We start from the raw sequence: 12,640 nt of genomic DNA on the forward strand, positions 1-12,640 counted from the left end.
CTCATCAATAACCCTACAGTAGCCATGTCAAGTGTTCAGCGCATCAAATCCGTCAGCGAGTTTCACCGACTCAGAGGCCTGCCCAAACCCGAACATCCACTCATCAGCGTGGTGGATTACAGCGCCATCCAGCGTACACCAGACATGAGTTTGGTAAGCTGGGTGCTGGATTTTTACCAGATTTCCATCAAACGGGGCGTGTCTGCCAAGCTAAAATACGGCCAGCAGGAGTATGATTTTGATGAAGGTGTCATGTTTTTCATTGCCCCTGGCCAGGTATTCCGTATTGAAGCCGATCCAGACCCGAGCAGTCAGCGTTCGGGTTGGATGCTACTGATTCATCCGGACTTTTTGTGGAATACGCCCCTGGCCAGGACTATCAAACAATATGAGTATTTCGACTATTCGGTGGCAGAAGCTCTGTTTCTCTCAGATAAGGAAGAGACAATCAGTAACACCATCATTGAAACAATCCGGCAGGAGTATCATGCCAATATGGACAAATTCAGTCAGGGAATTATTATCTCCCAATTAGAAACCTTACTGGGCTATGCCGAGCGTTTTTATCATCGTCAGTTTATCACCCGAAAAATAAGTAACCATGCGATTCTGGAGCGTTTGGAAAATGTGCTGACGGATTATTTTCGCCAGGGTGAGTTGCTAAAAAGTGGGCTACCCAGTGTTCACTATTTGGCTGATGCCCTGCATGTTTCGCCCAAGTATTTAAGTAGTTTGTTAAAAGTGCTGACTGGGCAAACCGCCCAGCAGCACATTCATAATAAGCTCATTGAGCGGGCGAAAGAGCATTTGTCCACCACCGACCTTTCGGTGGGCGAAATTGCCTTTGCTCTGGGCTTTGAGCACCAGCAATCCTTCAGTAAGCTATTTAAGGCAAAGACTCAGCTTACCCCGTTGGCGTTCCGGCAATCGTTTACCGAAAATTGACTATGGCTCTGTTCCAGCTGTTTCTCTGTGATCAGGTCGGCAAATCGTTCGGCAACGGGTTGAACAGTTGAAGGCTGTAATCCTCCAAACGGATGGGTCAGTCAAAAGGATAGCATCTTAAAAGTAAGCAGACAATCCCAATCAGCCCAATAGATATCACAGGCAATCAGTGTAGCAAAGCAGCATCGGCATCCTGTTGAACCTCAACCTGTGTGCGGATCGTTCGGCGGCCCACCAATAATACCAGTAACGCCAGTGTAGCCGCTCCTGCCATGCCAATCACCATAGGTATAGCCGAAGGTACCTCGAACATACTGATGAACACGGAGATCAGGGTGCCCATGCCCATTTGTAGAGCGCCCATCAAGGCCGAGGCACTACCGGCGTTTTTGGCAAAAGGAGCCAGCGATAAGGCCGCAGCATTTGGGTTTGTATAGCCGATGCAGCAAAGGTATAGAAACAGAAAAATAATGGTGGTCGAAAGAGTCAGCCAGCCCGCTAGTGCCACGGCTAGAAATGTCAAACCAACGATAGACTGACAGATCAACGCCACATTAACAATCTGTTCACTCTTGTAACGTCGGAGTAGTAGAGTGTTTACCTGACTTGACCCGATGAAACCGACAGAAAGAAAGGCGAATATCCAGCCATATACTTTTTCATCGGTATGAAACACCTCCATAAACAAAATTGGCGAGCCGGAAACATAAGCAAAAAGGCCCGAAAAGGCGATGGCACTGGTGAAGGCATAGGTATAAAACTGCGGTTCACGTAGGACCTGCCAGAAATTAAGTAAAATCGGTTTTGGCTTCAGCGAAATCGACGGGTCGGGTTTATACTTGGCAGGCAGCCAGAAAAAAACGGCGATCAAAATAGCGACTCCCATCCCCATCAGAATAACAAATACGGCTTGCCATCCCAACGCAGCGGTAACGTACCCCCCAACCGTTGGCGCGATCATTGGCGAAGCGCCCACCACAAGCAGGAGAAGAGAAAATACCTTCGCATTGTCTTTCACCGGAAACAAATCGCGCACCATAGCTACCGAGGCTACCGCTGCCGCACAGCTTCCTATGGCCTGCACAACCCGCATGAAAATCAGACCGTCAATACTTACCGTCAAAGCACAGCCGGCCGAGGCTAGTATGTATACAATCAGGCCGATGTATAACGGTTTTTTTCGGCCAAAGCGGTCGAGCAATGGGCCATACAGCAATTGCCCTAACGAAATACCAATGAAAAAGCCGGACAGGGACAGCGAAACTTTTGCCGCCGTGGTATGCAGATCTTTAGCAATGGCGGGAAATCCCGGCAAGTACATATCAATAGAAAACGGTCCCAGCGCCGTTAGGCTACCCAAAATCAGGATAAGAAAGAAATAAGTCTTTTTGGACATCGAGCGTAAAAGCGGTGAAAGCAATCGGAATGGGTTGGCTGACCTAATGGCCAGATAAAGAAGCAGGCTATTTTACCCAATTCAGACCTATTCTTTATACACAAGTTCGGGCTTAATAATTTCCGGAATGCTCGGGGATTATTTCAGAATCAGAATTGAACTTGCTATTTATTACTGGACAGTAAGATCATCCTTAATTTTGTACTCAGCTTAACCTAGCAAATCCTGTTTCCTTTGTACATTTGAGGTACTACCCTCAATATAATCCATTTTATGACTGGTATTAAAAACTCCTTACACGCCTTTAAACTCTTTTTCTGGGGACTTGCAGGCATATTCATTACAAGTATTTCGCTAGCTCAAACGACAGGCACGGCCCTTACGCTCGGTGGTAAAACAATTCATACCGTTGGTAAACTACCCGCAGTAGGAACGTCTATTAAAGATTTCACCCTGACCGGTGTTGATCTTAAGGATAACACGTTAGCCGATTATAAAGGCAAATATGTGATCATGAATATTTTCCCCAGTGTGAATACGGGTGTTTGCTCCAAATCGGTACGAAAATTTAATGAAGATGCGGCTGGCCTAAAAAACACCACCGTGCTCTGTATTTCTAAAGATCTGCCATTTGCGCAGAAGGCTTTTTGTGGTGCGGAAGGCATTAAAAATGTAGTGATGCTTTCTGATTTCAGAACAGATTTTGGCACTTCTTATGGCGTTCAAATTGCCGACGGACCCATGAAAGGCCTGTTAAGTCGTGCGGTAATCGTCGTTAATCCGGAAGGGAAAATCGTTTACGAACAGCAAGTACCTGAAATAGGGCAAGAGCCTGATTACGCTGCCGCTATTGCAGCCATCAAGTAAGGTCCAGACTAAATTTCCGTATTTTGTGGAACTGTTATGGTGGGCCACTAATCTCGTTTAAACAGGCTCAACGGTTCACCATAACAGGGTCAATTTCACAGGTGATCGCCCCTACCGACAAGCGTTTCGGCCACATTGAAAACCGGTAATATCCTTACCCTGAACATAGAATTCGGTTTGCATCAGGCTTAGAAACTCAAAATCCCGCTCTGGCTTGTTTGAAGCTATTAACCATAAGGTTCAAGGGACTCCTCTGGCTATGATTTGATTACGACGAATGCCATGCCTGGCACATCAGGGCTTCCCAGCTTTGTTCAAGCACTAGTTCAATATGAAGAAAGAGCTACTAAATTCATCTGGTACAGCTAGTATTTTCCATTTTCACAAAACGTTGATCGAACGGTATGGCGCTGGTACAACCCGAGCATTGGGGTGGCAGAAAATTGAAGGCCAGTGGATGCGTTTTGAAAAATTAAGCCAAATAAGTGATTTAAGCGGGCACTCTGTGCTAGATGCCGGATGTGGGCACGCAGATCTTTTCCCCTTTTTAAAGAAAAGGTTTTCGTCAATTACTTACTATGGATGTGAACAAATACCTGAATTACTCCAGATAGCTACCCGACGATACCAACATGAGAATAATGTAGTCCTATTACAGGGGAACTTTCTCGATACAACGATGCCCATGACCGATTTTGTGTTGGCTAGTGGATCACTTACTTATCGGCATAGTGATGACGAGTTTGTTTACAAGGCTATTGAAGCCCTGTTTGCCAAATGTCGTATCGCCTTAGGATTTAACTTATTGAGTGGAGGTGTGGAACCGAACACGCTGCTGAGGGCTTACACTCCCGATGAGATACTTCAATTTTGTCAGACCCTATCAAAAACGGTGCAACTCCAGGTTGGCTATTGGCAAGATGATTTCACCGTTTTCCTATACAAAGAATGAAGGCAGCCTCCTTATGCAGCTAAATTAGTTTGGACAAAATTAAGGTGTAAAGCCACTCCTTGACTAAACCGAATTGCTTATCCCTGAAAGCAATCACCACGGCCCGATCGAAAAATTAGCTGTTGCTAAAACGGCCAATCACCCCCGCTTGATTAAAAATAGACTGATCTAGTTAAGCCCAGATTTGTCAAGCTATTTCATAGCTGACGCCGTTAGGATGGTCAATTATATAACAATCTTCTGCTTAAGAACGTCTTTCTTATGCCAGTGTCGCTTCGTCACTCCTCAACGCTGCCCAGAAGATGATTTTTCCTAGCCTGTCCAGACTGATCTTACTACTACTAATTACCAGGCCATTATTTTTTCAGCCCGCCAAAGCCCAGATCGATACCTTATTTCGGCTTAGTCCCGATCTGCGGATTTTTCGTCTGTTTCAGCAGCAGGCGCCTTATTACTCCATTGGGCATACGCCCTATCTGAAGAACGCGCAGGATTCAGCCCGCGTATTCGCCCAACTCGATCGGCTGGCCACCTTTGCCCAAAATCAGGATGACGACCGTCTGTTCTGGACCGTACAACTTCATAAAATCCTGTGCCGGCATGAACTGGTTAAAGCAATGGGCAAACTCTCTTCGGTTTTACTAGCCGCTCAGCCCTATATGGACCAGTGCCCGGTTCCCGTCGTTCAGGCCGCCTATTGGCACCATCGGGGTCGGTATGCCTATGAAACCCAACAATTCGACGAAGGATTTCGGTGGCTGCTACGGGCTCAGCAGACTTTTGAGCAGATTGGTTACGAGCACATTCCCGAAATTAACGACTACCTCTATAACTTGGGGGCAGAATATTATTTCTTTGGTGAGTACAAGACCTGCCTTCATTATCTACTGAGCTCTTTCTACTACCCACCCCTAGTCGAACGAATCGGGATTGCCGCTCACAATACGGTTGGTCTTTGCTACCAGCACCTCCATCAATATGGTAAAGCACAGGCGTACTTCTCCCAAACCCTGAGGCTGGCTGGTAAGCACGGAGACTCGGCCTATGTGGCCATTGCCAATTCGAATCTAGGCCATTTACTGCTGCTACAGAACAAGTCCAGGCTGGCCCTGCCCTATCTGTATAAGGGCTACCAATTTAGCTTTCAACGCAGACCTGAGTACCAGGTACCTGAGAATGCAGCCCTGACAGCCTTATATGTGGCTCAGGCCTTACTGAATCTGGATAGTACCCAGAAAGCCAGGACCTACCTTATCCACTCGACCCGATTGTTTACTAACCGCCCCTGGTCGGACTATGATCTGCAGTATTATCAGGTCCAGACTCAGTATTACAAAAAAATGGGCAACTTCTGGCTGGCGACCATCTATCTGGATTCACTCCGGGGAATAGAAAATTCTCAGCGGACCCTGTTCAATACCCGCCTGCTGGCAGCTAGTCAAAGTCAGGTTAACGCCGAGCGGTACCTGAACGATCTGCGTAGGCTGGAAGCTAGTCAGAGCAAGGCGGTGTTGGTACGCAATATGATCCTCCTTGCTGCGATGCTACTGATGCTGGTTGGAATCTATGCCTTTCGGCAAAATCAGCAGAAACGCTGGCAGGAAAAGCAGGTGCTACTGGCCCAACAGCAACGTGCGGAACAATTGCTAGCTCAATATATGGTTAACATTCAGGAGAAGAACCACCTTATAGACACCATTTCAGCCCAACTCGCCCCCGATGAGCTAACCCATCCAACACGACCATCCATTAAAAGTTTACAGAATCGGGTTATTTTGACCGAGGAAGACTGGCAGCAGTTCAAGGAACTGTTTGAAAATGTTTATCCTAATTTTTTCCCTGTTATTCTAAGTCGCTATCCTGACCTAACCAAAGCTGAAATCCGCCTGCTTGCCCTCTCCAAACTCCAGATCGACACCACTCAAATGAGCCGAATTTTAGGCATTTCACCCGAATCAATTCATAAAACAACGTATCGGTTGCGAAAGAAACTAGGAATCAGCGGCAAAATAAACCTAAACAACCTGTTCGAAGACGAGTCCACAACGCAATCTTGATAAAGTAGCGGTAATGACTTTATTGGCCTTCGCTAGACCTGTTGTTAGAATGGCTGCTCCTCCCATTTATAGCACCCCTCCGCTAAAGGCGGGATAGGCTTTCCTCGAACGCATTACCCCCATTCTAATCTGTTTTTTGCTCCATCTGGTTCGAACAGGACGATTACGTCAAGGGATTAGCAGGCTTTTAGCTTCAAGCGCTTGTCGGGCTTTGAGAAATTTTTCTGGCATGAATCTTCTCCAAGTTGAATCAGATCTAAAGGCCCCAGTCAAGGCAATGCCAAACTGATATTGTAGTAACGAAACAAAAAATCAGAGAACCACACTTAATCTCCTCTTAGGCCTATTTTGTAAACACTCCGTATGAGAATCGGTTAGGGGACTAGGCAATCAGGCACATTGGTTGCGCTCCTATTACCCATATATGGTTACTCAATTTCTGTTTGCCACTGGCATCGAAAATAGCAATCCAACCATTCAGGGCGGCACCTATCGCCAGGATGAATTAGCCAAATGCGGACACTACCAGCACTGGCAAACCGATTTCGACCTGGTCGAGGAATTGGGTATTCGCTTCCTGCGCTACGGACCGCCCATTCATACCACCTTTCTGGGCCAAGGAAAATACGACTGGGCTTTTGCAGACCTAACCTTTGGTGAGTTGCGTAAGCGTGATATCGTACCCATTGTGGATCTGTGTCATTTTGGGGTACCTGATTGGATTGGCAATTTCCAGAATCCCGATTTTCCCGCTCTTTTTGCGGGCTATGCTCGCGCGTTTGCCCAACGCTTTCCCTGGGTTCAACTTTACACACCCGTCAACGAGATGTATATCTGTGCTGAATTTTCGGCTCTATATGGCTGGTGGAACGAGCAACTCAGTACCGATACTGCTTTTGTGACGGCCTTGAAGAATATTGTCAAAGCGAACGTACTAGCCATGAGTGCTATTCTGGAAGTAAGACCTGATGCCTTGTTTATTCAGAGCGAGTCGTCGGAGTATTTCCATGCCGAAAATCCGGCGGCTATCAAACCTGCTGAGATATTGAATGCCAAACGCTTCTTATCTCTTGATCTTAATTATGGGCGTCGGGTCGACTCGGAGATGTACGAATATTTGATGGACAATGGCATGACTCGTGAAGAGTATCATTTCTTTCTGGGTAATAGTCTGAAGCAGTATTGCATTATGGGTAATGATTATTACCAGACCAATGAACACCGGGTAGCTGCCGATGGTAGCACGCGTGCATCGGGTGAAGTATTTGGCTATCATGTCATCACGCGCCAGTATCATGACCGGTATCGTCTACCAGTCATGCATACCGAGACGAATCTTTGGCAGGGCCCCAACGGCGACGAAGCTGTGAACTGGCTTTGGAAAGAGTGGGCCAACGTCCTGCGGGTACGGAATGATGGCGTACCCATGATTGGTTTTACCTGGTATTCCCTGACGGATCAGGTCGACTGGGATTCGGCGCTACGGGAAAATAATGGCAACGTTAATCCGCTTGGCCTATGTGATCTTAATCGTCAGATTCGCCCGGTCGGTCAGGCCTACAAGCAACTTATCAGTGACTGGAAGCAAGTGCTGCCAGCCCAAAGTGTTTGTCTTGAGGTACCTATTGTGATGCCCAGTGAAAGCAATCAGCCGTGGGCCTACCAGAAGCAAACCGAGGCAAAGCAGGCTCGTCAGCGTGTAGCTGATGCCGTTTCTAAAGACAATCAAACAATTGAATAGAACCTCATACGATTTCAGGAAAAAGTAGCCATCGTGACGGGGAGTGGTAGTGGACGGGGAGCGTGCTTGTATTGGCCCGGATAGGGACAGTTGGCGGCTTACATTGCACTAAAGTAAGAATTAACAGGAGGCAAGCACAAATTCGATGAAACGCCTATAGTATAACTATTCATTATGTTACTTGCCCTTTGTCTGCAATAGGCTTGTTTGAACGATTCCATACACCAAACCGTATACCACTAAAAACGAATAACCCCTAACAGTTGAAAACTCGAACAAGTTAGTAGAAGGTTTGCACAGAATATATGAACTTAGGTCGGTAGCAGACTTTGAATTTAGCCCCTAATTACAAAAAAGGGTTACTTCAGGAGATTCGAGTAAAGCAGCCACAATAGTCTTCCATCATTTTTCTACTTTTACTTAGCTCTATACACCAAAAGTGGGCAGATGAGGTTTTACATTTCACCTAAATGCGCTTATATAATAGAGTGTGATGGTTTTCGATTGAATTTAGAGGAGCTTGGTTCAGCCTTTTGGGAATATAAAGTAGTTTTAGTTGAATTGGGCATAACTAATTAGGTTTACAGAGCTCTTCTTCTTTTTACTACGTAGGACATCATTAGTTCACTATACATCACAAAAGGTTATAAAAATAGTTTACCACTATCCTCTTGGAAGATTTTATGCTTGATAAGCTGATCAATTCTGTCACTAATGATAGCGCGGAATTCAGCACTTAAGGCTTTGAAACCGAGTAAAACACTAACTTCTTTCGCGGCTTCTTCACGGGTAAGCAACCGAGCTAGCCGTGTTGTGTATTCAAGAGCTAAATCAATCTCGGCAGGCGGAATATTAGCCACCTTTCGTGTACCAACTGGAGCATTTTCATCTCGTACTCGAACTTTAACTGGTACATCAATCATTGATATGAATAGACCTTCCTGCTTAATTAAACGCTCTCTGTAGAGTACTTCTACACCCTTCAATACCAATGAACGAAATTTATCTCCAGCTTTAGCCCAACCCCATTGCTCACGCATTCGAGTGATTAATTCATCAACATGCATGGGGGATTCAACAGTTAATATTTTTTGTGCTAACGTACTTATTTGCCCAGGGTTAAGTGCATATGGATCCTGATTTGGAATCCACATCTTAGGGGCCTCAAGATAAGGAATTGTAAAAGACTGACTTTCTTCCTGTTTACGGGTCAGATGAAAAATATTGAGTTCTTCTTCTGGTTTAATGATGTCAATTTGGTCTGCGTTGGTAAGGAAAGCTAATGCTTCATCATAGGCGGCCTTAATTTTAGCTATTTCCTGCTCTTTTTTTCGAAAAAAATCAATTCCCCACAAACGATGTATTATCCAGCCCTGCGATTCAAGAATAGATTGGCGGAGCCGGTCTCGTTCTCTAGCTGAAGGAGATGAATGATAAGCAACACCGTCACACTCAATGCCTATAACATAACGCCCTTTACGTTCGGGATCTACAATAGCCAGATCAATAAAGAAGCCTGCTATGCCGACCTGCGTATGCACTTCCCAGCCGAAACTTGATTCGAGGGCTTCTTTGACTGCGTCTTCAAATGGACTTCCAGTTGGGCGATCGCTCTGTTGGGCAATATCCAACTGACCTGTACGTGTATAGTGTAGAAACTGCTTTAGGCCTGCTATCCCTTCACCAGTTGTAGGACTAAGTTCAATGTCTTGATCTGTAATAGAGGCAAAGACTTCGCACCGTTTTCGCGCACGAGAAATAAGAACATTTAGTCGCCGTTCTCCTCCTTGCCGATTAAGAGGCCCAAAATTCATACCTAGTTTCCCATTTGCATCATGACCATATCCAACAGATAGAAATATTACATCTCGCTCGTCACCTTGAACGTTTTCCAGATTTTTAATGAAGAAGGGTTCATGAGGATATAAGCTGAAGAATTCTTCACATTGAGGAGTTTGACGGCGTAGATATTCTACCTCATCCTGAATGGCTCGCTGTTGAGCCATAGAGAAAGCAGCCACACCTAGGGTTTGATCAGCGTGATTTAGAGCATGGTCAATAACTGCTTTTGCTACTTCCTTTGCTTCAATTTGGTTGGATCGTGTATTTGATCGATCATAGACTCCTGCAACAGGGTGCCAAACCAGTCCTAGACCGGCATTCTGTTTCCAAGGACTGGGGACTACATAAAGTTTATTTTCGTAATAACGCTTGTTCGAGACAGCAATTAGCGAATGGTGCTTACTTCGATAGTGCCATCGAAGCAGTGTATCTGTTAATCCTCGTGCCTTACCGAGCGAAAGAATGCTTTCCATTTCTTTCGCCTTCACCAATCCAGCATCTATATCTTCCTCATCTGTATCTTGATTTCCATCATTAGATGTTAGCTTAGAAAAGAAATTACTGGGTGGAAGCTGTTTATCGTCTCCAACAACGACAATCTGGCGACAACGAGCAATAGCCCCAAGTGCATCCACCGGCTTTACTTGACTTGCTTCGTCGATCACTAACAGATCAAATTCAATCTTACCAGGTTCGAGGAATTGAGCTACAGATAACGGGCTCATCATAAAAACCGGTTTAAGATCCTGAACTACTGAGCCCGCTTGGCTCAATAACTGGCGAATTGGTCTATGTGAACGTTGTCGATTTACTTCCCCTAATACTGTTCCTATAGCACCAATAGGCCGTTTAGGAGGTATATGTTGATAGTGTTTAGTTAGGACGTTGACTTTGGCAAGGTCAAGTCTCTGAAGGTCAGTAGTTTTAAAGTGCTTTATCTTTAAATTATGAAGGTTGCCATTAAAATTAGCTAATTCCGAATCTAACTGAAAAATCTTGCCTAATTGCTGCTGAGCAATAATGCGCCGAAATGAATATAGTACCTGTGATACAGGGATTTTACCCTGATCCATAAGTACGACCAAAGGAGAGATTGGACTAGCTTTACCCTTTGCTAGTTCACACTGATAAGATACCCAGTCAGGTAAATGATCTAAATTGTCTCCCCAAATAGCCAAAATCGACCGACACGCATCAAGAGGGGCATTCATTACTTCCATCCCATTTAAATAGGGTGTCATGGAAATGGATAACGTTGTCTGAAGTTCTTGCCAACGTTTTTGATAGTCAGTTAATAGGGACTTAAGACTTATAGTATCATTAGCTGTTTGGCTAATATCAACAGTTAATGCAGCCGTGCGCTCAGTAGCATCATAACCATTTGCACTTAATAGCTCAATCCATTCAGCAATTGACACCAATTGTTGACCTATGCCTTCTTCTTCCCAAAGGCCCCCAAATGCCTGTTGGCCTAGAGTTTGTTTAGACTGAAGTTTTTGATACGCTTGCTGCCCTTCAATTACTCGATTAACGAGTAATAACTGTTCATTAATATCCGAGGGGAATGCAGTTTTTAGAGCAGTAGTAACCTCTTTTATAGCTTGTCGATAGCTACTAAATAGAATTTTATACCATTTCTTTCCATGTAATTCAAGCTGCTGATAAACCATGCTCCAATCGTGCTGCCAACACTTTGGCTGGACTTGGTTTTGTAGCTGAACTGCAATTTGATCGAATGTTTGTCTCGTCTTTACAATTGATAAAACTGCCTTAGGAGCTTGGTCCCAGATAGGTTGATTGATCGACTCAAATTTATCTATTGGCCTTTTACCAGCGATTTCAGCCAGTGCTTGTAGCCATATAATATTATTTGGTGTTAAATTAGTAATGTTTACTTTTAGGGCGTTGGCTAATCGAATTATAATCTGGATTTGAGTATCAATATTATAAATGAGCTGGCTGATAGTTTCTTTTATACTTTGTCTTTCCAAGCCAGTATATTGTGTAAGGGAAACACCCCTCCATGGATGCGTCGATAAATTACCAACGACTTCTAGACGCGTCGTTAATTCATTCAAGAAAGCCTCTTGAGCCCTAATATTCTGGCGAGTCCAATGCTCTGCATCTGGGAAAGAGATTATAGTCTCTTCGCCTTGGGGTAAGCCGTAACGAGTTAGTACACTGATATGATCGAATGCAGATTGATGATTAGACGATATAGTATTGTGTAATCGATCTGGGTGTTGATTAAGATGCAAGCGTTGGCTTGTTAGTATTTCATTTAGCTCTTCCAATCCTTGTGCTGATGGATTACCTAACTCCCAAGTTGCTTTCAATTCATTTGCTACAGTACTCTTACGAGCCTTATTAGAGTGTAATTCTAAACAAAGTACACCCAAGCCTTCACGCTCTAACCTTTGCTTAACTACTTCTAAAGCAGCTAATTTTTCAGCTAAAAACAATACCTTTTTGCCGTCTAATACCGAAGTAGCAATTATATTGGTAATTGTCTGGCTTTTACCAGTACCTGGAGGACCCTGAATAACTAAGTTATGACCTTCGCGAACTAACTCAATGGCAATAGTCTGAGAGCTATCAGCATCTACAACATGATCAAGTCTGTTGGCAGGAATCCGATCATCTAATCGCTTCTGGTCAGTCCAGCTATGTATCTGTTCAGAAGAATAAGTATCGACATTAGGTGCTAGCAACCTGCGAATCAGATCTTGCTTAAGTGGTGAGTTTTCGTCAGGCCAAGACGTTGCGTCCAAATCTTTATACTGAGATGGTCTAATAAATCGGCACAGTGAACTTGCTTAACTTGCAAGAACATGCAGCCA

The 12,640-nt window shown here is 44.7% G+C and carries 7 protein-coding genes; 5 read left to right on the forward strand and 2 right to left on the reverse strand.

Going from position 1 to position 12,640, the window contains the following annotated elements; all coding sequences use genetic code 11:
- Nucleotides 1-24 precede the first annotated feature (24 nt).
- Nucleotides 25-945: a helix-turn-helix domain-containing protein gene (locus ACYVGR_RS27335; protein ID WP_460962810.1), complete on the forward strand. Its 921-nt coding sequence runs from the start codon at nt 25-27 to the stop codon at nt 943-945.
- 166 nt (nt 946-1,111) lie between these two features.
- Here the strand turns inward: ACYVGR_RS27335 and ACYVGR_RS27340 are convergent, their stop codons facing one another.
- Nucleotides 1,112-2,341, reverse strand: a complete 1,230-nt coding sequence (locus tag ACYVGR_RS27340; protein WP_460962812.1) for a multidrug effflux MFS transporter — start codon at nt 2,339-2,341, stop codon at nt 1,112-1,114.
- 273 nt (nt 2,342-2,614) lie between these two features.
- Between ACYVGR_RS27340 and tpx the strand changes: the two genes are divergently transcribed.
- The 4 genes from tpx (at nt 2,615) to ACYVGR_RS27360 (ending at nt 7,958) form a co-directional block, all read left to right on the forward strand.
- Nucleotides 2,615-3,208, forward strand: a complete 594-nt coding sequence (tpx, locus tag ACYVGR_RS27345; RefSeq protein ID WP_460962815.1) for a thiol peroxidase — start codon at nt 2,615-2,617, stop codon at nt 3,206-3,208.
- A gap of 331 nt (nt 3,209-3,539) precedes the next feature.
- On the forward strand, nt 3,540-4,160 hold the full coding sequence (locus tag ACYVGR_RS27350; protein ID WP_460962817.1) for a class I SAM-dependent methyltransferase: 621 nt from the start codon (nt 3,540-3,542) through the stop codon (nt 4,158-4,160).
- A 302-nt stretch (nt 4,161-4,462) separates the two neighbouring features.
- Nucleotides 4,463-6,217, forward strand: a complete 1,755-nt coding sequence (locus ACYVGR_RS27355) for a tetratricopeptide repeat protein (protein ID WP_460962819.1) — start codon at nt 4,463-4,465, stop codon at nt 6,215-6,217.
- Between the two features lie 424 nt (nt 6,218-6,641).
- Nucleotides 6,642-7,958, forward strand: coding sequence for a family 1 glycosylhydrolase (locus ACYVGR_RS27360; protein ID WP_460962821.1), 1,317 nt, complete (start codon nt 6,642-6,644; stop codon nt 7,956-7,958).
- A 644-nt stretch (nt 7,959-8,602) separates the two neighbouring features.
- Here ACYVGR_RS27360 and ACYVGR_RS27365 read toward each other — a convergent pair.
- Nucleotides 8,603-12,571, reverse strand: coding sequence for a DUF3320 domain-containing protein (locus tag ACYVGR_RS27365; RefSeq protein WP_460962823.1), 3,969 nt, complete (start codon nt 12,569-12,571; stop codon nt 8,603-8,605).
- Between the last annotated feature and the right edge of the window lie 69 nt (nt 12,572-12,640).

The sequence above is a fragment of the Spirosoma litoris genome (assembly GCF_054776755.1).